The following is a 24,874-nucleotide window of genomic DNA, read 5'->3' as shown; positions in this document are numbered from 1 at the left end:
AACATGCGAATGGTTAACGCAAGCTTAACAGATACGTTGCCGAGGAAGTATTCTTTTTTATTTTCAAGTGCTTGGCAGCATAGCGAAGCGAGTGCTGCCATGCCGGTTTGAGCAATCGCTGTCCCAGAAACGATTGTACTTTTCGGCGTTATGCCTACCGTTTCAGATGCCGCGTCAGGCGACGCTCAATCCAGGCCCAGAGATGGCGCAGCGCCTCGACGATGGTGAGATAGAAGATCGCTGCCCAGAGATAGGTCTGGTAGTCGAAGGTGCGGGAGAAGGCGTAGCGCGTTTCGCCCATCAGATCGAGCACTGTGATGATGGCCACCACGGCCGAGCCTTTGATCAATAGGATGATCTCGTTGCCGTAGGGGCGAAGCGCCACGATGAAGGCCTGCGGCAGGATGATCTTGCGGAAGGCGATGCTCCTATGGATTCCGAGGGCAGCCGCTGCTTCGCGCTGCCCGTGCGGTACGCTTTCGATTGCGCCGCGCAGAATCTCCGCCTGGTAGGCCGCGGTATTGATGGTCATGGCGAACAGGCCGCAATACCACGCGTCTCGGAAGAACCACCAGAGGCCGACGGCTTCCAGCTGGGGGCGGAATACGCCGAGGCCGTAATAGACCAGGAAGAGCTGGGCAAGCAGCGGTGTGCCGCGGAAGAAATAAATATAGGCATAGGAAAGCCAGTTCAGCAGGTTGTTTTTCGACAAGCGCGCCATAGCAAGCGGCAGCGACAGGAGTGCGCCGCAGACCACCGAAATGGCTACAAGACTGAGCGTCACCCAGAGGCCGTGCAGATAGCGGGGGCCATAGCGGGTGAATTTCTCGATATCCCAGCCATTGATGACGGTGAAGATCAGCAGCGCGGCCAGCATGGCCCAAAATGCGACGAAGATACAGCCGGCAAAACGTGCCGTTGTCATCGGCTTCGCCACCTGGCGCGGCGCGGGCTGCGGCGGGATCAATGTTTCGGCGTAGCTCATCGACGGACCTCCGAACGCTTGGCCCAGCGATCGACATAGGCGAGCAGGAAGGAGGAGAGGATGGCGAGCACCAGATAGAGACAGCAGGCGATGCCATAAAAAAAGAAGGGTTCCTTGGTCACCCGCACGGCAACGTTCGTCTGGCGCAGGATGTCGGCCAAGCTGATGATCGAGACGTAGGATGTGTCTTTCAGAAGCACCATCCAGAGATTTGTGAGGCCGGGTAGCGCGATGCGTATGAGCTGCGGCAGAACGATGAGGCGCAGAGTGCGGCCGCGATGCAGGCCCAGCGCGTCTCCGGCCTCATATTGGCCCTTGGGAATGGCGCGAAAGGCCGAGAGCAGTACTTCCGAGCAATAGGCGGAAAAGACGACCGACAGCGCGATGACGCCGGCGAAGAAAGCATTGATTTCGATCGGCGGCCCGACATAGCCGGCAAGCTCCAGGAGAGACTGGATGAGCATCTGCATGCCGTAATAGATGATGAAGAGCGTCAGAAGCTCCGGCAGGCCGCGAAAGATCGTCGTATAGATACCGGCCGCCAGCCTCAGGGACTTTTCGTCCGACTGCTGGCCGAGCGCGACAAGGAAACCGATGACGAGGCCGATGGGCAGGGTGACGATCGCCACCGATACGGTGACCTGCAGCCCAAGGGCGATCTCGTCGCCCCAGCCAGTATCGCCACAGGCAAGTATCGTCGACTGACCCAACCAGGTGAAGATGCCGACGGGTCCGCATAGCGGATCGAAAATGTGCACAAGTGAGCTCCAGAAGGAGCCAAGCGCGGAAAACAATCCGCCCATGCGAGAATTCCCCTCACGGCTTTTGCCGTTTTGATCTTGCCACCTTTGTCAAACAAAAATGGCGGAAGAGCAAGCCTTCCGCCATTCGCTTGATCGGCCAGATACCGAATTTCTTATTCGCCGTAAACGTCGAAATCGAAGTACTTGTCCTGGATCTTCTTGTATTCGCCGTTGGCGCGGATCGCTGCGATCGCCGTGTTGAGCTTTTCCTTCAGCGGATCTCCCTTGCGGATGGCGATGCCTGCTCCTTCGCCGTTGATTTCCTTGTCGACCGGCAGGGTCGTCAGGATCTTGCAGCAGGCGCCGGCGTCGGACTTGACCCATTCGGAGAGAACGACGACGTCGTCGATGACGGCATCGACACGGCCGCTGGAAACGTCAAGCTTGTATTCGTCGGCGGTGGGATAGAGCTTCAGCTCGGTATCGGCGAGGTGCTTCTCGGCGTAGTTGGCATGCGTCGTGGAAGTCTGTGCGCCGATCACCTTGCCCTTGAGGCCGGCAACGTCAGTGATCTTCGAATCCTTCGGCACGGCGATGGCCGGAGGCGTGTTGTAGTACTTGTTGGAGAAGTCGACGAGCTTCAGGCGCTCCGGCGTGATCGACATGGAGGAGACGATCATATCGAACTTCTTGGCGTTCAGAGCCGGGATGATGCCGTCCCAATCGGTGCTGACGAAGGAGCATTCCGCTTTCATCTCGGCACAGAGCGCCTTGGCGATATCGATGTCGAAGCCCTGGATGGTGCCGCTGGCATCGACGAATTCGAAGGGCGGATAGGTCGAATCGGTGCCGATCACGTATTTCTCGCCATCGGCCATGGCCGAACCGGCAAAGAGCGACATTGCCGCGATCGAGGCTGCCGCGAAGATACGGGTGGAGATATGCATGAGGATCCTCTCTGTTGGTAGCCATCGCGCTTTTTTCTCTTGGGCTGACGGCTGCTGTTCAACGGTGACGGGCACCGCCTTGCGGCGATAATCAGACTTTTTTTCACGGAAATGCAACAGAAATTCCCACCAATTGTGCGGTGCAAATAACAGGTGAGATGAACGAAAGCAGACTGCAACATTCACCGGAGGTTAATCCGCTGATTCCTAGAAACGGAACAAATCGGCGGTTTGGCACTTTGCCAATTCGCCGTTTCGCCTCATTGCGAAACTAGGGCGAACCGAGGCCTGTCGGCCTTCAGGAAGCTCAAACAGGATCGAGGAAACCCGATGGGCAAGAAATCAAGATTGTTTGCAAGCGCAGCTTTCCCGCTGCTTTCTCTCTCGTTGGCGCTGCAGCCGGCATCGGCAGTGGCGGCCGCGCGCGGCGCTACGACCGAGGCTGCGGCCGTACGGCAGATCGAACAGGGCAGCTTCGAAGTGGCGCAGGACGCGCCCTCCGAAGAGGAACTCTTGAAGAAGAAGCGCAAGCAGAAGGGGGAAGCCCCGGCCGAACAGGCGCCGGCCGCCGAGCAGCCGAAGGAGGCGCCTGCCGAGAAGCCGAAGGCCGAGCGCAAGGAGGCGCCGGCGCCCGAACCCAAGGCGGAGCCGGAACCGCCGAAGGCCGAAGCGCCGAAGGAGGAGCCCGCGCCGAAGGCCGAGAGCAAGCCGGAGCGGAAAGCCAAGCAGGCAGCCCAGCCGGAGGCCGAGCCGCAACAGGAAGAACAGCAGCCGGTAACGCAGGAAAAGCCGAGAAAGCCGAAGAAGCAGCAGACTGAGCAGGCCGAGCCGGAAGCTCAGCCGGCCCCTGAACAGCAGCCGGCGGCAAAGCAAGCCCAGCCGGAGACCGAACAGGCCCAGCCCGAGGTCAAGCCGGAAGGCGGCAAGAAGGGTCAGGACAAGGCCCAGAGCCGAGATAAGGGCAAGGCTAAGACCGAGACCGCCGCTCCCGAGGCGGTGACGCCCACCGAGGAACAGGCCAAGCCCGCAGTTGAGCCGGAAGCAAAACCCGCTGCCGAAGCGCCAGCCAAGAAGCCGAAGAAGGGCGAGGCTGCAGCCCCGGCGGTGAAGCCAGCCGAAGAAAAGGCGGCCGCTCCCGAAGCTGCGCCAGCCGAAGCGCCGACGGATGGCACGGCTGCCAAGCCTGCCGCCAAACAGCCCACCGCTGAGCAACCCACCGCTGAGCAACCCGCCGCCAAACAGCCCGCCGGCGAAGAGCCGGCTGCGCCCGCCACCGACACGGCCCAGCCGCTGCCGGAAGCCAGCGGCGGACAGCAGGTGGAGCAGGCCATTCCGGCACCGGAAAAGGTTTCTCCCGAGGAGCTGGAGCGCCGGAAAAAGATCGCCGCAGATCCGGCCAAGAGCAACGAGACCGTCGTGCTGCCGGTCGAGAACGGTGCCGCCGTGCTTGACAGCGACAAGGATGCCGATCGCAGCAAGGGGCGGGAAGGTCGCCGTGACCGCGACAAGCTGCGGGCCGAAAGCCAGGAGGTGAAGGTGCCGACCTCGGATGCGGATGCGCAGGCTCCTGCCGCCGCTGCGGCGCCGTTGATCAAGCTCGAGGCGGTCACCAGCGAGAAGGGCACGAGGCTCGACACCCGGCCGCAATTTGCCCGTCCCGAGGGAGCGCGCATCGAGGATCAAACGGACGATAACCGGGTGATCATCCAGTACAACAATCAAGTGATCGTGCGTAGCGACGACGACAGGCGGTTCCTGCGCGACGGTGAACGGCCGATCTATGAAGAGCTCCCGGACAATCGCTATCGCGAGATCATCACCCGGCCGGAAGGCTATCGGATCGTCACCATTCGCAACCGCTACGGCGACATCATCCAGCGGTCGCGCGTCGATTCCCGCGGGCGCGAATACGTGCTCTACTACTCACCTGATCTCTACGAAGATCCTGATCGCGGCTATTTCGATGACCCGGGCGCTGATCTGCCGCCGATGCGGCTGCGTGTCCCGCTTAACGACTATATCATCGACACCAGCAGCGATCCTGACCGGGACTATTACGAATTCCTCAGCGAACCGCCCGTCGAGCAGGTGGAGCGTGTCTATTCGCTTGACGAAGTGAAGTATTCTGCCCGTATTCGCGACAAGGTGCGCCGCATCGACCTCGATACGATCACCTTCGCGACCGGCAGCGCCGAGATCCCGATGACCCAGGCGCGCACATTGCGCAAGGTTGCCGACGCGATCAGCCAGGTTCTGAAGAAAGATCCGAGCGAGACCTTCCTGATCGAGGGCCATACGGATGCCGTCGGTTCCGACCAGAGCAACCTGGTCCTCTCCGACCAGCGGGCGGAATCGGTCGCCAATGTGCTCTCCGACGTCTATGGCATTCCGCCGGAAAACATGGCGACGCAGGGCTACGGCGAACGTTACTTGAAGGTCAACACGTCAGGCCCCGAACAGGAAAACCGCCGCGTCACCATCCGTCGCGTCACTCCGCTGGTGCGTCCGGTCGCCGCCAACCAGTAGCTGATCCGCCCCTCCCTGGCGTCAGGGAGGGGCGCTGACCTCCTCTTCTCCCGCCGGGAGAAGGGGAAGTGGCCTTTTCTTACCCTCTCTATCGGCCGGCTTTCGTAGCCGCGTTTTCGATGACGTCGGCGACTTTCTTCGGCTGGGATGCGAAGACGGCGTGGCTGCCCTTGATCTCGGTCATGTCGCTGCCGGCTCGTTTGGCCATGTCACGCTCCAGCTAGCCTCGGCAGCAAAGGCGATTCCGGCGGTGGCAAATGCAAGACTTGCGATGAAAGTCAGATGCTTATTCATGGGGTTACTCCTAGTGGTGATGTTGAAGGGCGGGATATGAAATTCTTAGGGTTCAGCCGAAGGTGAAGGCGTAAGCCTGGACGCCCGGATCGAGGAAGCGGATTTCGAAGGTGCGGGCGGTGACGGCGCCGGACTCGCGAACGAGCTGGTAAAGCCGCGTTGCGGTGACCGTGCCATTGCCGTCTGCGTCGATGTCGGAGCCATGATCGGCTCCGGGCGCCTTGCCATCGAGCCTCACCTGGAAACGGACCGGTTTGGCGTCGGCGCCGGGGCCGAGCACGAGATGCAGATCGCGGGCGCTGAAACGATAGGCGATGCCGCCCCCCGGCTGGTCGAGCGTTGCCTGATCCTTACCGACGGTCCAGGCGCCGGACAGGCCCCATGCATTGATGCTGGGCTTGGCGATCGAGTAGTTCTGCGGCGTATCGGCCTGCAGCCCTTCGGGAGAGACGAAATTTTCGGCCTGTGCGTAGCCGAGATAGGTCTCGCCGGAGCCGATGTTGGCGAGGTCGGGACCCGCTTCCACACCCTTGGCATCGGGCGCAACCGGGGCCGTTTCCACCATCTGGTTGCCCGCTTCGCGCAGCAGGTCCTGGATGGCCTTTTCAGTCCTGCCGTAATTGCCTTCGCCGAAATGGTGATAGCGGATCTGACCTTTGGCATCGATCAGATAGGCGGCAGGCCAGTAGCTGTTCTCGAAAGCGCGCCAGATTTTGTAGTCATTGTCGATCGCAACCGGGTAGCCGATCTGAAAGTCGCCGACAGCCTTCTTGACATTGTCGATTTTCTTTTCGAAGGCAAATTCCGGGGCGTGCACGCCGATGACGACCAGGCCCTGATCCGCATATTTTTCCGCCCAGGCCCTGACATAAGGAATGGTGCGAATGCAGTTGATGCAGGAATAGGTCCAGAAGTCGACGAGCACCACCTTGCCCCGCAGCTGCTCCTTGGTCAGAGGCTTCGAGTTCAGCCATTCGACCGCGCCGTCGAACGAAGGCGCGTAAGCTTCGACGGGCAGATCACTGCGGAAAGGCTTGCTTCCATCGGCCGCGGGAATGATTGTGTCGCTGCTCGCCACCTCAGAGGGCGTGCCGGCGACGGGCTTGGCATGCAGCCTGTCCAGCAGGGTCTGTTCCAGCGAGGCGGTGCTGGCATAGGAAAGGCGCGCCAGAAGGCTGGTGTCGAGACCGAGCGCGATCACCGCCACGCCCGCCAACACGGCAGCGCCGACAGCTTGGCGGATTCGATCGCCAACGCCGAGCGAGCGCTTCATCGCGGCGAAGATTTTACCGCCGATCAGCAAGGCGACGGCAAGCGACGTCGCAGCACCGGCGGCATAGGCGATCAAGAGGGCGGTTGTCTGCAGGTTGGCGCCTTGCAATGCCGCGCCGGTCAGCACAAGGCCGAGAATTGGTCCGGCGCAGGGCGCCCAGAGCAGGCCGGTGGCGACGCCGAGGATGAGCGCGCTCCTGACCGACGGCGCGGTGCGTCCGCCACCGCCGGCGTTCAGAAGATTGTTGCCGAGGTCGACGATCGGGCGGGCCAGCGTGCTCGCGAAGCGCGGCGACAGCAGGCTCACTCCGAAGAGCCCGAGCAGGACGATCGCGGCGAGGCGGCCATATTCATTGGCGCGAATGGCCCAGCTACCGCCGACCGCTGCAAGCGTGGCGACCAGCGCGAAAGTGGAGGCCATGCCCGCCAGCATCGGCAGTGTGCTCTTGACGAAGGGCTGACCGGCGCGGGCGAAGACGAAGGGGAGGATGGGGAGAATGCAGGGGCTGAGGATGGTCAGCACGCCTCCAAGATAGGCAATGATCAGAAGTGTCATCATCGTTTCCTTTGAAACCGAGTGATCGGGCTCTGGACGGCGATGGGCCTGAACCAGCAACGGCGGCGATGTAGCCGCGCGGAGGTATCTCCGATGTGTCCGGTTTGATGGAGAAATGTACCGAACTATTGCGCCGGCGCGCGGGCGATACAAAAGAATACACAGTGTCTGGGGCTCAGAGGCGGCGGCGAAAACCGCTGTGGTGCGCGAAATGCTCTGACGAGGCGGCGCATTTGTATCAGAATGTATCTCGGCAGGCGGAGGCTACACTCGCATTCAAAATCCGCAGCCTGTGACATATGGGCGATACAAGCCGAACGTCATCTGAGTGCCGTGATCCATTCGACAGGAGAGACCGATGTCAGAGCAAATCAACCATCACCGCCGCCGCTTCTTCGGCATGACGGCCATCGCCCTTGCGGCCGTCGAATTCGGAGTAGCCGGCGCGGCCGCAGCCCAGCAGGCGCAGCCTTCCAAAGCCGTTTTGCCTGGCGCGAAGGCCGGTAGCCATACCTCCTTCGAAGCGCTGAAGCAGGTCAGAACCGATGTGCTCGATATCGGCTATGCCGAGGCGGGAAAGGCGGACGGCCCGGTCGTGCTGCTGCTTCATGGCTGGCCCTACGATATTTACAGTTTCGTCGATGTCGCGCCGCTGCTTGCCTCGGCCGGCTACAGGGTGATCGTGCCTTATCTGCGTGGCTACGGCACCACCCGCTTCCTCGATGACAAGACACCGCGCAACGGCCAGCCTTCGGCGCTTGCCGCCGACATGATCGCCCTGCTCGATGCGCTCAAGATCGAAAAGGCTGTCATTGCCGGTTACGACTGGGGCGGACGGACCGCCAATATCATGGCGGCGCTGTGGCCCGAGCGCTGCAAGGCGATGGTATCGGTGAGCGGCTACCTGATCGGCAGCCAGGAGGCCAACAAGAAGCCGCTTCCGCCGAAGGCGGAACTTGCCTGGTGGTACCAGTTCTATTTCGCCACCGAACGCGGCCGCCTGGGCTACCAGAGCAACACGCATGATTTCGCAAAGCTCATCTGGCAGACGGCATCGCCGAAGTGGAATTTCGACGACGCAACTTTCGACAGATCGGCGGCCGCCTTCGATAATCCCGACCATGTGGATATCGTCATCCACAATTACCGCTGGCGCCTGGGGCTTGTCGAAGGCGAGGCGAAATATGATGCCTATGAGAAGAAGCTTGCCGCTCTGCCGATGATTTCGGTGCCGACGATCACCATGGAAGGCGATGCAAACGGTGCGCCGCATCCGGAACCTTCCGCCTACGCCGGAAAATTTTCCAGGAGGTACGAACATCGCACGATCGGTGGCGGCATCGGCCACAATCTGCCGCAGGAGGCGCCGCAGGCCTTCGCCCAGGCGGTCATCGACGTCGACCGCTTCTGATTGGCGGCAAAGCTTCGTTGCTCGCGCGGGCGGAATATGCGTAGGTCGCATCTGGCACTTCGATAAGAGCGAGGCGGCGGGCGCGGCCGCAATCGTGAGGAATAGGCAATATGGATCATGTCGATCACATCCTGATCGTCGACGACGATCGTGAAATCCGCGAGCTGGTCTCGGGCTATCTGCAGAAGAATGGCCTCAGGACCAGCGTTGCCGCGGATGGGCGCCAGATGCGCAGTTTCCTGGAAGCCAACGCCGTCGACCTGATCGTGCTCGATATTATGATGCCCGGCGACGACGGGCTGGTGCTGTGCCGCGAATTGCGCGCCGGCCGGCACAAGGCGATCCCGATCCTGATGCTGACGGCCCGCACCGACGAGATGGACAGAATCCTCGGTTTGGAGATGGGCGCCGACGACTATCTCGCCAAGCCCTTTGCCGCGCGCGAGCTTCTTGCCCGCATCAAGGCGGTGCTGCGGCGTACCCGCATGCTGCCGCCCAACCTGCAGATCAGTGAGGCTGGTCAATTGCTGACCTTCGGTGACTGGCGGCTCGACACGGTCGCACGTCACCTTCTCGACAAGGAAGGGACCGCGATTGCCTTGAGCGGTGCCGAATACCGGCTGCTTCGTGTCTTCATCGACCATCCGCAGCGCGTGCTCAACCGCGACCAGCTTCTGAGCCTGACGCAGGGCCGCGACGCCGAACTCTTCGATCGCTCGATCGATCTTCTTGTCAGCCGCCTGCGGCAGCGCCTGGGGGACGATGCGCGCGAGGCGACCTATATCAAGACGGTGCGCAGCGAAGGTTATGTCTTCTCGGTGCCGGTCGAAATTTCTGAGCCGCGCCGATGAGAGCCGATATTGCCATCCTGGCGAACCTGACGTGGCCGAGAACTCTGCGATCGCGGATATTTCTCATTCTTTTGATCGGTTTGGCCTTCGCCTATGGGCTCTCCTTCAGTGTTCTCTACATGGAGCGCTACATGTCGGCCAAGGCGGTGATGCTCGGCACGCTGGAGAACGACGTCGCGACATCGATTGCCGTTCTCGATCGGCTTCCGGCAAGTGAGCGCGGCGACCTTCTGGACTGGCTGAGCCGCGGCAACTACCGTTTCGAACTTGGGACTGGCCTTGCCGGTGCGCCCGACAGCTCCAGCAAGGCGAGGGAGATCGCAGGAAAGATAGAGGCGGCCGCCGGGCATCGCTTTCCAATCCGCGTCGAACGGATTCCGGGTGAGGTGAGCCGGCTGCAGGCGCATCTTACGCTGAGCGACGGAACTCCTCTGACGATCGATGTCACACCGAGAGGCGTGATGCCGATCGCCGCATGGCTGCCTTATGTTTTCGCGATCCAGATGGCGCTGCTCATTCTCTGCACCTGGTTTGCGGTCCGCCAGGCGATCCGGCCGCTCGGCGAGCTCGCCGCTGCTGCCGATGCGCTCGATCCTGATAAGGACGGTCAGGCTTTGAGCGAGGCCGGTCCGAGCGAGGTGGCGCATGCGGCAAGAGCGTTCAATGCGATGCGGGAGAGGATCGCCCATTATCTCGAGGAACGGGTGCAGATACTGGCGGCGATCTCGCATGATCTGCAGACGCCGATCACCCGCATGCGGCTGCGCGCCGACATGGCGGAGGATTCACCTGAGAAGGACAAGCTGGTGCATGATCTCGCCGAGATCCAGCGTCTCGTCCAGGACGGCATCGCCTATGCGCGCAGCGCCCACGGCAGCGGAGAGAAGAACGCCCGCATCGATCTCGCCTCGTTCATCGACAGTATAGCCTACGACTATCAGGACACTGGAAAGGCCGTTACGGTCGTCGGTCTGGTTGAAGGCGCCGCCTTCACCAGGCCGCACGCCCTTCGCCGTATTCTGTCGAATTTCATCGACAATGCCTTGAAGTTTGCCGGCGCCGCCGAGATCAGCGTCGAGCGAGGCGCTGACAATTCCGTCGTCATCAGCGTTATGGATCGCGGACCCGGCATTCCGGATGATATGCTCGAAGCCGCGATGCAGCCCTTCTTCCGGCTCGAGCAATCCCGCAATCGGGAGACGGGCGGCACAGGTCTCGGGCTGGCAATCGCCCAGCAACTGACGGCCAAGATCGGCGGTTCTCTGAAGCTCTACAATCGCTCGGGTGGCGGACTGGCGGCTGAAGTCACCATTCGGTGATGTTGAAATTATCGGAATGGATTGTACGGGAAAATGTCCTGGACGCCGGATGCTACGTTTTGTGACATTTCGGCCGAGTCCGGAAACATGCTGGATATATCGATCCGTCAAACCACACTCCGTCAACCCGGCCGCGGTAGCGGCCAGTCGCATGAAGCGACGCAACAAGGAGTGTTTCCGTGACCAAGATCGACAAGGTACTTTATACCGGCAGGACCCGCACCACCGGCGGACGCGACGGCGCCTCGCAGAGCGATGACGGAGAGCTGGACATCAGGCTCTCGCCTCCCGGCAGCGCCCGGCCCGGCACCAATCCCGAACAGCTTTTCGCAGCCGGCTGGTCGGCCTGCTTCATTGGTGCGATCGGCATTGCTGCCGGCAAGCTGAAGGTCAGGCTGCCGGCAGAGACCGCTGTGAATGCGGAGGTCGACCTCGGTACGACCGATGGCGACTATTTCCTGCAGGCCCGTCTCAAGGTCAGTCTACCTGGCATCGAAGCGGATGTGGCAAAGGCGCTGGTGGATGAGGCGCACCGGACCTGCCCCTATTCGAAGGCGACGCGCGGCAATATCCACGTCGAAGTGACCGTTGCCTGACGCACAGGGATTGCCGGTCGGCCTCATGATGGAGGATTTGATGAGATTGATGATCATCTGCATTCTGGGAGCTACGGTCTTCGCCGCGCCCTGCGTTTATGACGTGAGTTCGCGCGAGCCTTCGCCGCTGGCGAGCCTCGTCGCGGCGGCGTCCGCAGCCTCCTCGGATCAATAGGGAGAAAGACAGTGAAACTCTACCAGAATGAAATTTCTTCGGCCACATCGAGGGTCCGGATCGCGCTCGCCCTGAAGGGACTGACGGCCGAAGCACTGCCGGTCTCGATCCTCGGCGAAGAGGCCGAGAGCCGGCAGGATGGATATCGCAGCGTCAACCCTCAGGGGCTGGTGCCGGCTTTGCTGACGGATAGCGGCGCGCTCATCACCCAGTCGCTGGCGATCGTCGAATATCTCGACGAGATTCAGCCTGAGCCGCCTCTGATGCCTGAGACCGCCGAAGACAGGGCGCAGGCCCGGTCGATCGCGCTGGCGATTGCCGCCGAGATCCACGCGCTACTGCCGCCGCGGATCGGCCTGCATCTCAAGACCGCCTTCCAGGCGGATGCAGATGCCATCACAGCCTGGAGCCGTCACTGGATCGGCGAAGGGATGGGCGCCGTCGAGAGGATGATCGCTGGCCGCAGGCATGGTGCCTTCGCCATCGGCGATCGGCCTGGTCTTGCCGATATTTTCCTCTTCCCGCAGGCAATCAGTGCCCGGCGCTTGGGCTTCGATCTCGCCCAATGGCCTGGTATTGCGGACATCGTTGCGAAGCTCGAAGCGATACCGGCATTTCAGGAGAATGCCCCGGCGCCAAGGAAATGACGTGAACGATGGAGAAGCGGCTGCGGTTGATGACGGCCGCTTCTCAATCAACGATCATCGTGGCGAGGGCACTTTCGAGGCTGCCGAGATCCTCGGCAGTCAGGTTGAGCTGCGCTGCCCCGATGTTCTCCTCCAGGCGATGCAGCTTGGTGGTACCGGGGATCGGTACGATCCAGGGCTTCTGGGCAAGCAGCCACGCGAGCGCCCCTGAGCGGAGGTGGCGCGCTTGCGCGCGGCGATGTCCGTGAGATCGACGAGGCCTAGTTGGCCTTTCGTGCTTCCTGCGAAAAGCGCGGCACGATGTTGCGGAAATCCTTGCTGTCGAATGTAGTAGCCTCGCTGGTTGCGCCGGTGAGGAAGCCCTTGCCGAGTGGGCTGAACGGAATGAAGCCGGTGCCGAGTTCTTCGAGCACCGGCAGGATGTCCTGCTCAGCTTCGCGCCACCAGAGCGAATATTCGCTCTGCGGATTCGTTGTTGTAGGGACCGTAGGCTTCGGCTGTGTCGAAGAATGTCACGCCGCGTTTGATGGCCGCCGGATCAGTGCGACGGCATCCTGGATACTGTCGCCGGCCCATTACCATAACTCAGCCCCATGCAGCCGAGACCGATGTCCGAGACTTGAAGTCCGCTGTTTCCACGTTGACGCAACCGCATAGCCCTTTCCTTTCAGCCTCGATATTCGCTGTCGGTGACATGCTCCATCCAGTCGACGACCTTACCTTCGAGCTGTTCCTGGATGGCGATGTGGGTCATCGCGGTCGTTGGCGCGGCGCCGTGCCAATGCCGCTCGCCCGGAGCGAACCAGACCACGTCTCCGGGGCGGATCTCTTCGATGGGGCCGCCTCCACGCTGGACGCGGCCGCAGCCTACCGTGACGATCAGCGTCTGGCCGAGCGGATGGGCGTGCCAGGCGGTGCGGGCGCCGGGTTCGAACGTGACGCTGGCGCCGGCCGCGCGAGCGGGATAGGTGACGGAAAACAGAGGGTCGATACGCACCGTGCCGGTAAACCAGTCTTTCGGCCCCTTGGCCGATGGCTGCGAACCGTTTCGTTTGATTTCCATGAGGGTGTTTCCCTCTGCCGTTCGAACAGGATCGTCCGCGTTCCAGGATAGGTAGCGCGTGGCTTTAGCCTGGATTAGATGGTATCTCCGGCAAGGACCTATGAGAAAGTTTCATAAATGCCGCGCCCGACCATTGATGATCTCACCGTCTTTCTAGCCGTTGCCCGCGCGCAGAGCTTCACGAAGGCGGCGGGGAAGCTCGGCGTATCGCAATCGGCGCTCAGCCACACCATCGGGGGGCTGGAGGAGCGGCTCGGGCTGCGATTGCTGACGCGCACGACGCGCAGCGTATCGCCGACCGAGGCCGGCCAGCGCCTGCTCGCCACCATCGGTCCGCGAGTGGACGAGATCGAGACCGAACTCGCAGCCCTCAGCGCGTTTCGGGAAAAGCCGGCCGGCACCATCCGCATCAACGCCGGCGAACATGCGGCGGAGACGGTGCTCTGGCCCGTCCTGGAAAAACTCCTGCCCGACTATCCCGACATTAACCTCGAGATCATCGTCGATTACGGCCTGACCGACATCGTCGCCGAACGCTACGATGCGGGCGTGCGGCTGGGGGAACACGTTGCGAAGGACATGATCGCGGTGCGCATCGGTCCCGACATGCGCATGGCCGTGGTCGGCGCTCCCGCTTATTTCGAACGACGTCCGAAGCCGTCAAGGCCGCAGGATCTTATGGACCACAACTGAATCAACCTGCGCCTGCCGACCTATGGCGGCATCTATGCGTGGGAGTTCGAGAAGGAAGGACACGAACTTAAGGTTCGCGTCGAAGGACAGTTGGTGTTCAACAATATTGGGCTGCGGCTGAATGCGGCGCTGGCCGGAGCGGGGCTGGCCTATATGCCGGAGGATGCCGTGGAACTGCATGTTGCCAGCGGCCGGCTCACGCGCGTGCTAGAAGACTGGTGCCCGCCGTTTCCCGGCTACCATCTCTACTATCCGAGCCGCCGGCATGCTTCGGCGGCTTTCGCGCTGGTCGTAGATGCCCTTCGCCTTCGGCGATAGAGGCCTGTTTCCCGGCCGACAGCCCACGCATGCAGATCAGCGCCGACGACCTTCCCAAACGGACCTCCGTAGCTCTTTGAAGCCGCGGCAAATGGGACTGCGCGGCTGATTTGACATTCTATCGGTCGCCGCTACTTCAAATAAAAACTGAAGGAAACAATGAATGAATACTGCTGTGCCTGCCACGAAAGCTCGGACTGGAGTGTCCGGTTTGGACACAATTCTGGCGGGCGGACTCTCCACGGGCCACGTGTTTCTACTGGAAGGGAATCCGGGAGCGGGCAAAACCACCATTGCCCTGCAGTTCCTGATCGAAGGCGCACGGCTTGGTGAGCGCGGACTCTACATCACCCTTTCGGAAACGGAGAGCGAATTGCGGGCCGGCGCCGCGTCGCATGGGATGCTGATCGACGGCAATATCGAGGTCTTCGAGGTCGTGCCGCCGGAAAGCCTGCTTGATGCCGATCAGCAGCAGAGCCTGCTTTATTCGTCGGATCTCGAACTTGGGGAGACGACAAAGGAGATTTTTGCCGCTTTCGAACGCGTCAATCCTCGCCGCGTGGTTGTCGATAGCCTTTCCGAGATAAGGCTGCTTGCACAAAGCTCGCTTCGCTACCGTCGGCAGATCCTGGCGCTCAAACATTATTTTGCCCGACGGGGCGCGACGGTCCTTCTGCTCGACGATCTCACCTCCGACGTGCTCGACAAGACGGTGCACAGTGTCGTTCACGGCGTCATCCATCTCGAGGAACTGGCGCCGAGTTACGGTTCCGAGCGCCGACGTGTAAGGATCATAAAATATCGCGGACAAGCCTTTCGGGGCGGTTATCACGATTTCATCATTCAGACCGGCGGCGTCATGGTGTTTCCCCGTCTTGTTGCCGCCGAACACAGATCGACGTACCTCCGTGATCAGATTTCCTGCAATATCCCGAAGCTGGACCTTCTTCTTGGGGGCGGCCTTGAACGAGGTTCCAGCACGCTTATCCTCGGTCCTTCCGGCACAGGCAAAAGCACGTTTTCGTTTCAGTTCCTAGCGGCGGCGGTCGCACGAGGCGAGAAGGCGGCGGCCTTCATCTTCGACGAGGAGCTCGGCTTGCTCTTTGCGCGCCTGAAGGCGCTCGGAATCGATCTCGAAGCGATGAGGGATGCGGATCAAATCCACATCGAACAGCTCGATGCCGCCGAACTGTCGCCGGGCGAATTCGCCCACCGGGTGCGCGACTGCGTCGACAAATCGGGAGCAAAAACAGTCATCATCGACAGTATCAACGGATATCAGTCTTCAATGCCGGATGAGAACTCGCTGATCCTTCACATGCATGAGCTGCTGCAATATCTGAACAGGCGTGGCGCCAACACCTTTCTGACCGTCGCCCAACACGGACTGGTTGGTGACATGAAGGCACCCGTCGACGTTACATATCTCGCCGATACCGTCATTCTGCTACGCTACTTTGAGGCTGCGGGAAAGGTACGGCGGGCGGTTTCGGTGATCAAGAAGCGGACCGGCTTTCACGAAGATACCATCCGGGAGTACCGCATCGACGCTTCCGGCCTGACGCTTGGAGAGCCCCTCATCGGGTTCCAGGGCGTTCTTCGCGGCGTGCCTGAATTCATCGGCACTTCGGCGCCGCTGCTGTCGAGCGATGTTGGGGATAGCGGCAATTCCTAATTCCGGCAAACCGAAAGCACTGATCTACGCCCCCGCCGGGCGTGACGCCTGGGTGGCTATTTCGTTGATCGAAGAGGCCGGACTAGCATCCATTGCCGCGGCCGACCTCTCCATGTTCGCCTCGTCACTCAGCGATGACATCGCGTTCGGCGTTCTGACGGAAGAAGCGGTTCGCTCGAGCGATTTGAAGGCGATCGCCGCCTGGGTGTCGGCACAGCCGAGCTGGTCGGACCTGCCGTTCATAGTCCTCACCACGCGGGGTGGCGGGCCTGAGCGAAATCCGGGTGCGGCCAGGCTTTCCGAGGTACTCGGCAACGTCACCTTCCTCGAAAGGCCGTTCCATGCAACGTCCTTCATCAGCGTTGCCCGGACCGCCCTGAAGGGACGTCAGCGCCAGTACGAAGCGCGCGCGCAGCTCGAGGCCCTCGGCGAGGGAGAGCGGCGGCTGCAGGCCGCGCTCGCCGCGGGTCGTCTCGGGGCATGGGAGCTGGAACTGTCCTCGACGGCCTTGTCAGTCTCGGCGACATGCAAGGCAATTTTCGGCCGAGATCCAGACGATGAAGTGACTTTCGACGATCTGATCGCAAGCATTCATCCCGAGGACCGGGATCTGGTGCAGGCAAGCCTGCGCCAGACGATCGACACCGGGCGGGACTATTCGATCGAGCACAGGACGATCTGGCCGGATGGATCCTTGCATTGGACAGAGGTCCACGCGCAGCTCTATGCCGACAGATATGGTTCCGCCAGGAAGCTCGTCGGCGTCTGCTCCGACACCACGGCTCGCAAGACCGCCGAGGAAAATCTGAGACGGCTCAACGAAAATCTCGAAGAACGCGTCAGGGAACGGACGAGGGAGGTCAACGCTGCCCATCAGACCCTGATCGAGGAGGTTGCCCAGCGTGAGCGCGCCGAGGAGCAGCTTCGCCAATCCCAGAAAATGGAGGCGATCGGCCAACTCACGGGCGGCGTCGCCCATGATTTCAACAACCTGCTGATGGTGGTTCTTGGAAATCTGGAGCTGCTGGGAAAGCATGTCGCCGGAGATGCCAAGGCGACGCGTCTGGTCGAGGGTGCACTGCAGGGCGCACAGCGGGGAGCGGCGCTGACGCAGCGATTGCTGGCTTTTGCAAGACAGCAGGATCTGCAGGTCAAGGCCGTCGATCTCGCCGAGCTGGTTTCTGGGATGAACGACCTGCTACGGCGCTCGGTCGGCCCCTCGGTCAGCATCGAGACCATGCTGCCGGCTGCGTTGCCGCCGGCGCTCGCCGATGCGAACCAGCTGGAACTGGCCCTGCTCAACCTTGCGGTCAATGCCCGTGATGCGATGCCGGAAGGAGGCACGCTGTGCATATCCCTGCGCGAGGAACAGGTCATCGGTAATGATCGCGATGTCGGCGAGGGCAGCTATCTTGTGCTTGCGGTCGCGGATAGCGGCATCGGTATGGATGCGGACACGCTGAAGAAGGCAGTCGATCCGTTTTTTTCGACCAAGGAGCTCGGAAAGGGGACAGGTCTTGGCCTGTCGATGATCCATGGGCTCGCCGTCCAGCTCAATGGGGCTCTTGTTCTGACAAGCGAAGTCGGGGTGGGAACGACCGCGGAATTGTGGCTTCCGGCGACCGGACTGCGCCCCGAGCGGCCGGTCGATGAATTGCCTGCACCTCAAGCCGCGTCGAGACTGAGGATTCTTTTGGTCGATGACGATGCTCTAATCGCGATGAGTTCGGTCGACATGCTGGAAGATCTCGGCCACGAGGTCGTCGAAGCAAATTCCGGCTCCGAGGCGCTCGAGCTCATCAGGAGCGGTGAGCATTTCGACTTGATGATCACCGATTATTCGATGCCCGGCATGACGGGCGCGCAGCTCGCCCTGTCGGTGCGGGGCCTGTACCCGCACCTGCCGATCGTTCTGGCGACAGGTTATGCCGATCTTCCTGCCGGCACGGACATTGATCTTCCGCGATTGGGAAAGCCCTACAATCAGGCTCAACTCGCCAAGGAAATTACCAAGGCAATGGCAAGCGCCGCGCCTCCGATTTTGAGACCTGGCCGCAATGCAGGCGCTTCAGGCGCTAACCTGTCCAAGGCCGACGACAGCCGCGATGAAATCGGCGATGGCGCCTGTGTTGTCTAGATCGAAGACCGGTAGGGACGTATCCGCTACGGCGTGATCGGCGGCGATCGCGCAGATATGAGGATCGGTCGGCGCCAGCGGCTCGCGATTGGCGGCCTCCAGGCGTCGCGCCTCGATCTTCGGGATCGGCTCGCGCTTATAGCCTTCGATCAGAACGAGATCGCAAGGGGCAAGCCGCGCGAGGATTTCCTCGAACTCGGGTTCGGGCGCGCCGCGGAGCTCATGCATGATGGCGTAACGAGTGCCGGAGACGATGGTGACCTCGTGGGCGCCGGCCTGGCGGTGACGGTAGCTGTCGGCTCCAACCTTGTCGATGTCGAAATCATGATGGGCATGCTTGATCGTCGAGATCCGGTAGCCGCGGCGGGTGAACTCCGTCACCAGCCGGACGGCAAGCCCGGTTTTGCCCGAGTTCTTCCAGCCGGCGATGCCGAAGATTTTCGGTGCGGTCATGTGCGCAGGGCCTCCAGCCAGCGTTCCGCCTCGATGAGATCGTCAGGCGTGTTGATGTTGAAGAAGGGGTCGAGCAGGCTGGCGCGGGTCGGATGCAGCGGAAACGCCACTTCCGTAACGTCATGCCGCAACAGGAAGTCACGCACGCGGCGTTTCGCGTCGGTGGCGATCCAGTCTTCCAGGTCGGTGGCCAGTGTCACCGGCCAGAGACCGAAGACCGGATGGCTGCGGCCCTCGGAGGCGGCAATGGCGATCTGCGACGGGCGCTCCAGGGCTGCGGCCAGACGGGCGACGAGATCGATGGGAAAGAACGGGCAATCCACAGAGACGGTTACGACATGGGAAATCGCCGGAAGGCCGGCGCCGTAGACCATGGCCGCGTGGATGCCGGCCATCGGCCCGGCCTTGCCAGGAATGCGGTCGGGAACCGCGGCCACGTCCTCGGCGACTGCGTCAGCGTTGACAGCAACTGAGATGACCTGCTGCGAGAGACGGAGCAGCACATGGCGAAGCAGGCTCTCGGTTCCGAGCATCACCTCCGCCTTGTCGCGGCCCATGCGCTGCGAGCGGCCGCCGGCCAGCACGACGCCTGCTATGTCGGATCTGTCGAGCGGGAGTTCAGCCATCATCCTGCCTCAAACCGGTGAGCGCGGCGCCGATTCCTGCGCGATCGGGGGCACGCGGCGCTTGGCTTCACGATAGAACGTATAGAGGCCGGAAGCGATGACGATTGCGGCACCGAGGAGTGTCCAGCTGTCAGGCACTTCAGCGAAGAAGAAAAAGCCGAGCAGCGAGGAGAAGATCAGGCTGGTATAACGAAAGGGCGCGACGAAGGAAATTTCCCCGGTGCGCATGGCGAGGATCACGGACTGATAGCCGACGAGTACCAGCACTGAGGCGAGAAGGAGGTGTCCAAGGGAAGTCACGCTGACCGGCTGCCAGCCGCCGAGCACGGGAATGAGAAGCGCGCCGAAGAAGGAGATGGAGGTCGCGGTGATGACGGTGATCATCAACGATGGAATCTTCGGATCGATCGAGCGGGTGGCGAGATCGCGGCCGGCCGTCGTCATGACCGCACCGACGCAGAGGAGGGCGGCGGCGGTGAACCCTTCGGGGCCGGGGCGGATAATAATCATCACGCCGACGAGGCCGACGATGATCGCCGACCAGCGCCGCCAACCGACAGGCTCCTTGAAGAAGAGCGCGGCGCCGAAGGTGACGACCAGCGGCAGTGACTGCAGGATCGCTGAGGCATTGGCGATCGGCATCATGCCGAGCGCGGTGATATAGGTGACGGCAGAGAGCATCTCGCAGATGATGCGGAGAATGATCATCGGCTTCAGCACGACGCGCCAGGAGCGCAGCGCGCCCATTTTCCTGGCGATCAGGTAGACGAGCAGGCTTGTGAAAAGGCCGCGCAGGAACATGATCTCGCCCGCATTCATATGGGCGATCACCGATTTGGAGAGTGCGTCGCTCGCGGAAAAGCCGGCCATCGCCATGCTCATATAGATGGCGCCCTCGGTATTGCGTGACCGCGACATGAAGAGATTCCCTTTACCTGTGCGCTCCTTCTTAGTCGGGATGATAAATGAAGGGAATCGAATGAATGTCACACCCTGGGATAAATCGATGATGCAGCGCACAATGACGCTGACGTTACGGCAGGCGACTATATGGAACTTGCGTCAAATGCCGATCTAGCTCGCGAATCCGATGTGGCCAGTATAATTTCCTTCCCAACCCGGTTGCGAAACTGATCGCTGATCAAGACCATCCGCATTCGCGAGTTTTGCCTTTGCGCGCGGGAAACGGGTGGCTGCATCGACTGATGTCTGAGATCTGGGATGCCTCGACAACTGAGGAGAAACGGACATGACCCTTCTGACCGACAAAACCGCGATCATCACCGGCGCAAGCTCGGGCATCGGCCATGCGGCCGCGAAGGTTTTTGCACGCCAAGGCGCGAGACTGGTAATCAACGGCCGGCGGCAGGAGGCGCTCGATGCCGTCGTCGCCGAGATCGAGGCAGAGGGCGGTGAGGCTGTCGCCATTGCCGGCGACGTCAGGGACGAGGCGCTGCAAGCAAGGCTGGCCGAAACAGCGGTTTCGCGGTTCGGTACGCTCGATATCGCCTTCAACAATGCCGGTGGACTCGGCGAGATGGGGCCGGTCGGAGGAGTGTCACTGGAGGGCTGGCGCGAGACGATCGAGACCAATCTGACGGCCGCCTTCCTCGGCGCCAAGCACCAGTCGGCGGCGATGGGAGAGGGCGGCGGTTCGCTGATCTTCACCTCCACCTTCGTCGGCTACACTGCCGGCATGCCCGGCATGGGCGCCTATGCGGCGAGCAAGGCCGGCTTAATTGGTCTCGTGCAGGTGCTGGCCGTTGAACTCGCGTCCCGCAAAATCCGCGTCAACGCGCTGCTGCCTGGTGGGACCGATACGCCTGCCAGCATCACTAACGCGCCCGATGCCACCGCGGAACTGCTCGCCTTCGTCAATGGGCTTCATGCGTTGAAACGCATGGCGCTGCCAGAAGAGATCGCCAATGCGGCGCTCTTCTTGGCGTCCGACCTGTCTAGCTTCGTGACGGGGACGGCGATGTTGGCGGATGGTGGGGTGTCGATCAGCCGGACGTAATTGGGTGAGGGGCGTTCATTTTGTCTTCGCTGGCGCTCCGCGAAGCCAGGCAATGAAGGGCGTGCCGTGTGGCCCCCTCATCTGCCTGCCGGCATCTTCTCCCCGAGGGGAGAAGGGACTCGTGGCGGCGCCTTGCTCCCTCTTCTCCCGAGCGGGGAGAAGATGCCCGTCAGGGCAGATGAGGGGGCGAGGAGCGTCGGCGGCAAGCGAAAGGTATATGGCTGCTTCAGGTTCCAGCTTCAATGCCTTCCCAGCCCGCCTACGACATGATCAACCCGCCATCGACATTGATCGTCTGGCCGGTGATGTAAGCGGCGTCGTCGCTGGCGAGGAAGGTCACCAGGCCGGCGACGTCCTCGCCGGAGCCGGCGCGTTTCATCGGGATGCCCTCGACCCATTCCTTCATCAGCTCGCCCGGGCCGTAATTGCCGAGCAGCTTGCCCCAGGCCTGGTCGTTGTAGGCCCACATGTCGGTCTCGATGATGCCGGGGCAGAAGGCGTTGACGGTGATGTTATCGGTCGCGACTTCCTTGGCGAGGCTTTGGGTGATGCCAACGACGCCCATTTTCGAGGCGGCGTAGTGCGGCGTGAAGATGAAACCGTCGCGGGCCTGGCCGGAGGCGGTGTTGATGATGCGGCCGCCGCGCTTGTGTTTGCGCATTCTTGCAATGGCCTCCTGGGCGCAGAGGAAGACGCCCTTGGTGTTGACTGATATGACCTTGTCCCACTCGTTTTCCGTCAAGTCTTCGACGCGCGCGATGGTGATGACGCCGGCATTCTGGATCGACACGTCGACCGCGCCGAATTCCTTTTCGGCCGCATCGTAGAGCGCGATGACGCTCGCCTTGTCGGTGACGTCGCCGATAAAGGAGATCGCCTTGCCGCCTTCAGCACGGATCTGTTCGGCAACGCCGTGGACCAGGTCCTCATTCGCCGAGACGACGAGATTGGCGCCTTCGCGCGCGAAGCGCCTGGCGATGGCAGCGCCGATGCCGCGGCTGCCCCCGGTGATGACGACGGTCTTTTGCTCAAAGCGTTTCATGCTCTTTCCTCGTCTCCTGACATAAGCAGCAAATCTCGGCGCAACCGCCCGTTCGATCGGCGCGAAGGGCGGGCAGACGGCGATATCGCACGCCGTCATGCCCGTTAGTCCCTTCTGCGCCTCGGTCTCAGCCAGGGAGGAGGCGAGACCGTTCATTTTCCAGCGGCCGGCTTCTCATCTCATCACCAGCAGCAGAAACCGCCATCGACGAGAAGATCGACGCCGGTCACGAAACTTGCTGCATTCGACAGAAGGAACACCGCCGGACCTACCATTTCGTCGACGGTTGCCATGCGCTGCATCGGCGTCTGCTCTTCGAAGAGCTTGGTCTGGTGGACCATCTCAGGACGGGTGTTCATCGGCGTTGCCGTGTATCCGGGGGAGATGGTGTTGACGCGAATGCCGCGGCCGACCCATTCCATGGCCAGAGACTTCGACATGTGGATGACGCCCGCCTTGGAGGCGTTGTAATGCGCCTGGCTCAGCCCCCGGTTGACGATGACGCCGGACATGGAGGCGATGTTGACAATGGAGCCGCGCCCATTCTTCAACATTGCGCGGGCCTCGGCCTGGCAGGACAGGAATATGCCCTTGAGGTTGATATCCATCAGCGTCTGATATTGATCCTCCTCCATCTCCTCCGCCGGGTTGGCGTTGGCGATGCCGGCAGCGTTGACGGCAAGCGTCAGGGTGCCGAGATCGGCTTCGGTGCGTGCGACGGCATCTGCAAGGGAGGATTTGCTCGTGACGTCAGCCGCGATCTCGATCGAGCGGCAGCCGGCGGCGCGGATATATTCGGCTGTCCTCGCCAGTCCGTCGTCGGTCCGGCGGTCGAGCAGGGCCACGTCGGCGCCGCATTGGGCAAGGCCCATGGCAATGCGCTGCCCGATGCCGCTGCCGGCGCCGGTGACGATGGCAACCTGGCCGCTGAGATCGAAAAGCTTCGGGGCGTTCAGAGTGATGTCGGACACCGCTCTTCCTTTCTCTGTTGTTTTGTTTTCACGCAATTCCTGACGCAAAACCGCTGCACACTTTTGCTGGAATTGCTTTAGATGGTAGCGAGCTCCATGACCGAAACGTCATTCGCCTGGTCACGATCGAGGATCCCTGCTTGCTTGCCTTGTGCGAGCACGAGAATGCGATTGGAGACGCCGAGCACTTCCTCGAGGTCCGAGCTTACAACGATGACCGCCACGCCCTGTTTGGCAAGATTGACGATAATGTCGTAGATGCCGGCGCGGGCGCCGACATCAATGCCTCTCGTCGGTTCGTCGAGCACGACGACCTTCGGATCGCGCATGAGCCACTTGGCGATCACGACCTTCTGCTGATTGCCGCCTGATAGGTCCGAGGCGTATTGCTCGGCACGGCCCTTGACGCCGAACTTGGCGACGGCCTTTTCCGCAAAGGAGCGCTTGATGCGCGGTGTGATCCAGCCGCCGCCCAGTTTGTCGAGATTGGCGTAGACGATGTTCTCGCTGATCCGGTGCCCGACGACGAGGCCTTGCTCCTTGCGGTCTTCGGGAACCATCACGATACCCCTCGCGATCGCGTCCGCGGGATCGCGCAGGCTCAGTTCCTCGCCTTCCAGTTTGATCGAACCGGCGCTGATCGGATCTGCGCCCGAAATGGCACGCACCAGTTCGGTGCGGCCGGCGCCGACCAGCCCGGCGATGCCGAGAATTTCGCCGGCCCGCACCTCGAAGGTAACGTGACGGAACGAGTCGTCCGGCGAGCTCAGGCCGGAGACTTGAAGCACCGGGCGATCTGTCGGAACGGGCAGGGTGGGGAACAGGCGGTCAAGCGGGCGTCCGACCATGCTCTCGACAATGGTTCGCACCGGGGTGGCGCTGTCTGCGAATTCCTGCACCCGCTCGCCGTCGCGAAGAACGACGATGCGGTCGGTGATCTTCTTGATCTCTTCCATACGGTGGGAAATGTAGACGATGCCCACGCCTTCCGACCGAAGCTTGCGAACCTGTTCGAACAGAGCTTCCGTCTCTGCGCCGCCCAGGGCGGCTGTCGGCTCATCGAGGATCAGCAGCTTTGCGTTGAGCGCCAGCGCCTTGGCGATCTCGATGAGTTGCTGATTTGCCGTGGAAAGGCCGGCGACCTTCCGCGTTGCCGGTATGTGAAGGTTCAAGCGAGCAAGCTGGTCCTGGGCGCGGCGAACCATCTGGGCACGATCGACGACGCCGTTTTTCATCGGCCAGCGTCCGATGAAGACGTTTTCGGCGATCGAGAGTTGTGGCAGAAGCTGCAGTTCCTGGTGGATCAGGACAATGCCCTTGTCGATCGCCTCCCTGGGATTGGCCGGGGCATAGGGCTGCCCCAGCCATGTCATCGATCCTTCGGACGGCGTGCGGGAACCGGCTATGATGCCCGACAGCGTGGACTTGCCTGCTCCGTTTTCACCCAGAAGAGCAACCACTTCGCCGGGACAGACGTCCAGGCTGACATTCTTCAGCACTTGGAGCGGCCCATACCACTTGGATATGCCCCTCAGGGAGAGAACGGGATCAGTCATG

Annotated in this window: 21 protein-coding genes and 3 pseudogenes; 11 read left to right on the top strand and 13 right to left on the bottom strand. The window is 61.7% G+C overall.

Features of this window, described 5'->3' with window-relative positions; all coding sequences use genetic code 11:
- Positions 1-154: 154 nt before the first annotated feature.
- The 3 genes from NXC14_RS12590 to NXC14_RS12580 form a co-directional block, all read right to left on the bottom strand.
- Positions 155-985: an ABC transporter permease gene (locus tag NXC14_RS12590; RefSeq protein WP_085778419.1), complete on the bottom strand. Its 831-nt coding sequence runs from the start codon at positions 983-985 to the stop codon at positions 155-157.
- Positions 982-1,788 carry an ABC transporter permease gene (locus NXC14_RS12585; RefSeq protein ID WP_085778418.1) on the bottom strand — a complete coding sequence of 269 codons (807 nt, stop codon included), beginning with the start codon at positions 1,786-1,788 and terminating at the stop codon, positions 982-984. Before NXC14_RS12585 ends, NXC14_RS12590 begins: the two co-directional genes overlap by 4 nt.
- 113 nt (positions 1,789-1,901) lie before the next feature.
- A complete protein-coding gene (locus NXC14_RS12580) occupies positions 1,902-2,675 on the bottom strand; it encodes a transporter substrate-binding domain-containing protein (protein ID WP_085778417.1) in 774 nt (257 codons plus the stop codon).
- Between the two features lie 330 nt (positions 2,676-3,005).
- Between NXC14_RS12580 and NXC14_RS12575 the strand changes: the two genes are divergently transcribed.
- Positions 3,006-5,201, top strand: a complete 2,196-nt coding sequence (locus tag NXC14_RS12575) for an OmpA family protein (RefSeq protein ID WP_085778416.1) — start codon at positions 3,006-3,008, stop codon at positions 5,199-5,201.
- Positions 5,202-5,289: 88 nt separating this feature from the next.
- Here the strand turns inward: NXC14_RS12575 and NXC14_RS32415 are convergent.
- Positions 5,290-5,421, bottom strand: a pseudogene (locus NXC14_RS32415) (alpha/beta hydrolase); the annotation flags it as partial.
- A 126-nt stretch (positions 5,422-5,547) separates the two neighbouring features.
- A complete protein-coding gene (locus tag NXC14_RS12570; protein WP_085778415.1) occupies positions 5,548-7,323 on the bottom strand; it encodes a cytochrome c biogenesis protein DipZ in 1,776 nt (591 codons plus the stop codon).
- Between the two features lie 358 nt (positions 7,324-7,681).
- On the opposite strand from NXC14_RS12570, the gene NXC14_RS12565 reads away from it, so the two are divergent.
- The 6 genes from NXC14_RS12565 to maiA all read left to right on the top strand — a co-directional run bounded on the left by NXC14_RS12565 (position 7,682) and on the right by maiA (position 12,322).
- On the top strand, positions 7,682-8,734 hold the full coding sequence (locus NXC14_RS12565) for an alpha/beta hydrolase (protein WP_085778414.1): 1,053 nt from the start codon (positions 7,682-7,684) through the stop codon (positions 8,732-8,734).
- Between the two features lie 110 nt (positions 8,735-8,844).
- Positions 8,845-9,585, top strand: a complete 741-nt coding sequence (locus NXC14_RS12560) for a response regulator (RefSeq protein ID WP_085778413.1) — start codon at positions 8,845-8,847, stop codon at positions 9,583-9,585.
- Entirely contained in the window at positions 9,582-10,904 is a 1,323-nt protein-coding gene (locus tag NXC14_RS12555; protein WP_085778412.1) for an ATP-binding protein, read from the top strand. The genes NXC14_RS12560 and NXC14_RS12555 overlap by 4 nt, the downstream gene beginning before the upstream one ends.
- A gap of 179 nt (positions 10,905-11,083) precedes the next feature.
- Positions 11,084-11,500, top strand: a complete 417-nt coding sequence (locus NXC14_RS12550) for an organic hydroperoxide resistance protein (protein ID WP_085778411.1) — start codon at positions 11,084-11,086, stop codon at positions 11,498-11,500.
- 40 nt (positions 11,501-11,540) lie between these two features.
- On the top strand, positions 11,541-11,675 hold the full coding sequence (locus tag NXC14_RS33870) for a hypothetical protein (protein WP_280953019.1): 135 nt from the start codon (positions 11,541-11,543) through the stop codon (positions 11,673-11,675).
- A gap of 11 nt (positions 11,676-11,686) precedes the next feature.
- Positions 11,687-12,322 (top strand): maleylacetoacetate isomerase, encoded by a 636-nt coding sequence (maiA, locus tag NXC14_RS12545; RefSeq protein ID WP_085778410.1) that lies wholly within the window; start codon positions 11,687-11,689, stop codon positions 12,320-12,322.
- 43 nt (positions 12,323-12,365) lie between these two features.
- Here the strand turns inward: maiA and NXC14_RS33865 are convergent.
- Positions 12,366-12,977: pseudogene (locus NXC14_RS33865) on the bottom strand (aldo/keto reductase).
- 12 nt (positions 12,978-12,989) lie between these two features.
- On the bottom strand, positions 12,990-13,385 hold the full coding sequence (locus NXC14_RS12535) for a cupin domain-containing protein (protein ID WP_085778409.1): 396 nt from the start codon (positions 13,383-13,385) through the stop codon (positions 12,990-12,992).
- Positions 13,386-13,502: 117 nt separating this feature from the next.
- Here NXC14_RS12535 and NXC14_RS12530 point away from each other — a divergent pair.
- From NXC14_RS12530 to NXC14_RS12520, 3 genes and pseudogenes are all read left to right on the top strand, one after another.
- Positions 13,503-14,396 (top strand): annotated as a pseudogene (locus NXC14_RS12530) (LysR family transcriptional regulator).
- Positions 14,397-14,559: 163 nt separating this feature from the next.
- Entirely contained in the window at positions 14,560-16,071 is a 1,512-nt protein-coding gene (locus tag NXC14_RS12525) for an ATPase domain-containing protein (protein WP_085778408.1), read from the top strand.
- Positions 16,046-18,208: a hybrid sensor histidine kinase/response regulator gene (locus tag NXC14_RS12520; RefSeq protein WP_085778407.1), complete on the top strand. Its 2,163-nt coding sequence runs from the start codon at positions 16,046-16,048 to the stop codon at positions 18,206-18,208. The genes NXC14_RS12525 and NXC14_RS12520 overlap by 26 nt, the downstream gene beginning before the upstream one ends.
- Here the strand turns inward: NXC14_RS12520 and mobB are convergent.
- The 3 genes from mobB to NXC14_RS12505 are packed head-to-tail and all read right to left on the bottom strand — an operon-like array spanning position 18,140 to position 20,205.
- Positions 18,140-18,661, bottom strand: coding sequence for a molybdopterin-guanine dinucleotide biosynthesis protein B (gene mobB, locus NXC14_RS12515; protein ID WP_085778406.1), 522 nt, complete (start codon positions 18,659-18,661; stop codon positions 18,140-18,142). The two genes, NXC14_RS12520 and mobB, sit on opposite strands and share 69 nt — an antisense overlap.
- Entirely contained in the window at positions 18,658-19,287 is a 630-nt protein-coding gene (mobA, locus tag NXC14_RS12510; RefSeq protein ID WP_085780095.1) for a molybdenum cofactor guanylyltransferase MobA, read from the bottom strand. Before mobA ends, mobB begins: the two co-directional genes overlap by 4 nt.
- A gap of 9 nt (positions 19,288-19,296) precedes the next feature.
- On the bottom strand, positions 19,297-20,205 hold the full coding sequence (locus tag NXC14_RS12505; protein ID WP_085778405.1) for a DMT family transporter: 909 nt from the start codon (positions 20,203-20,205) through the stop codon (positions 19,297-19,299).
- Positions 20,206-20,536: 331 nt separating this feature from the next.
- On the opposite strand from NXC14_RS12505, the gene NXC14_RS12500 reads away from it, so the two are divergent.
- Entirely contained in the window at positions 20,537-21,304 is a 768-nt protein-coding gene (locus tag NXC14_RS12500) for an SDR family oxidoreductase (protein WP_085778404.1), read from the top strand.
- A gap of 259 nt (positions 21,305-21,563) precedes the next feature.
- On the opposite strand, the gene NXC14_RS12495 is transcribed toward NXC14_RS12500, so the two are convergent.
- From NXC14_RS12495 to NXC14_RS12485, 3 genes are all read right to left on the bottom strand, one after another.
- Positions 21,564-22,346: a glucose 1-dehydrogenase gene (locus tag NXC14_RS12495; RefSeq protein ID WP_085780094.1), complete on the bottom strand. Its 783-nt coding sequence runs from the start codon at positions 22,344-22,346 to the stop codon at positions 21,564-21,566.
- Between the two features lie 182 nt (positions 22,347-22,528).
- On the bottom strand, positions 22,529-23,317 hold the full coding sequence (locus tag NXC14_RS12490; protein ID WP_085778403.1) for an SDR family oxidoreductase: 789 nt from the start codon (positions 23,315-23,317) through the stop codon (positions 22,529-22,531).
- Positions 23,318-23,394: 77 nt separating this feature from the next.
- Positions 23,395-24,873, bottom strand: coding sequence for a sugar ABC transporter ATP-binding protein (locus NXC14_RS12485; protein WP_085778402.1), 1,479 nt, complete (start codon positions 24,871-24,873; stop codon positions 23,395-23,397).
- Position 24,874 lies beyond the last annotated feature (1 nt).

The organism is Rhizobium sp. NXC14 (genome assembly GCF_002117485.1).
Lineage (GTDB): Bacteria > Pseudomonadota > Alphaproteobacteria > Rhizobiales > Rhizobiaceae > Rhizobium.
Note: the sequence above shows the minus strand (reverse complement) of the source record. Positions and strands in the feature narration are given on the sequence as shown.

Excerpts from the sequence above, each read along its gene's own strand:
- NXC14_RS12590 (WP_085778419.1), bottom strand. The coding sequence starts at position 985 with ATGAGCTACGCCGAAACATTGATCCCGCCGCAGCCCGCGCCGCGCCAG.
- NXC14_RS12585 (WP_085778418.1), bottom strand. The coding sequence starts at position 1,788 with ATGGGCGGATTGTTTTCCGCGCTTGGCTCCTTCTGGAGCTCACTTGTG.
- NXC14_RS12580 (WP_085778417.1), bottom strand. The coding sequence starts at position 2,675 with ATGCATATCTCCACCCGTATCTTCGCGGCAGCCTCGATCGCGGCAATG.
- NXC14_RS12575 (WP_085778416.1), top strand. The coding sequence starts at position 3,006 with ATGGGCAAGAAATCAAGATTGTTTGCAAGCGCAGCTTTCCCGCTGCTT.
- NXC14_RS12570 (WP_085778415.1), bottom strand. The coding sequence starts at position 7,323 with ATGACACTTCTGATCATTGCCTATCTTGGAGGCGTGCTGACCATCCTC.
- NXC14_RS12565 (WP_085778414.1), top strand. The coding sequence starts at position 7,682 with ATGTCAGAGCAAATCAACCATCACCGCCGCCGCTTCTTCGGCATGACG.
- NXC14_RS12560 (WP_085778413.1), top strand. The coding sequence starts at position 8,845 with ATGGATCATGTCGATCACATCCTGATCGTCGACGACGATCGTGAAATC.
- NXC14_RS12555 (WP_085778412.1), top strand. The coding sequence starts at position 9,582 with ATGAGAGCCGATATTGCCATCCTGGCGAACCTGACGTGGCCGAGAACT.
- NXC14_RS33870 (WP_280953019.1), top strand. The coding sequence starts at position 11,541 with ATGAGATTGATGATCATCTGCATTCTGGGAGCTACGGTCTTCGCCGCG.
- NXC14_RS12535 (WP_085778409.1), bottom strand. The coding sequence starts at position 13,385 with ATGGAAATCAAACGAAACGGTTCGCAGCCATCGGCCAAGGGGCCGAAA.
- NXC14_RS12525 (WP_085778408.1), top strand. The coding sequence starts at position 14,560 with ATGAATACTGCTGTGCCTGCCACGAAAGCTCGGACTGGAGTGTCCGGT.
- NXC14_RS12520 (WP_085778407.1), top strand. The coding sequence starts at position 16,046 with ATGTTGGGGATAGCGGCAATTCCTAATTCCGGCAAACCGAAAGCACTG.
- mobB (WP_085778406.1), bottom strand. The coding sequence starts at position 18,661 with ATGACCGCACCGAAAATCTTCGGCATCGCCGGCTGGAAGAACTCGGGC.
- mobA (WP_085780095.1), bottom strand. The coding sequence starts at position 19,287 with ATGGCTGAACTCCCGCTCGACAGATCCGACATAGCAGGCGTCGTGCTG.
- NXC14_RS12505 (WP_085778405.1), bottom strand. The coding sequence starts at position 20,205 with ATGTCGCGGTCACGCAATACCGAGGGCGCCATCTATATGAGCATGGCG.
- NXC14_RS12500 (WP_085778404.1), top strand. The coding sequence starts at position 20,537 with ATGACCCTTCTGACCGACAAAACCGCGATCATCACCGGCGCAAGCTCG.
- NXC14_RS12495 (WP_085780094.1), bottom strand. The coding sequence starts at position 22,346 with ATGAAACGCTTTGAGCAAAAGACCGTCGTCATCACCGGGGGCAGCCGC.
- NXC14_RS12485 (WP_085778402.1), bottom strand. The coding sequence starts at position 24,873 with ATGACTGATCCCGTTCTCTCCCTGAGGGGCATATCCAAGTGGTATGGG.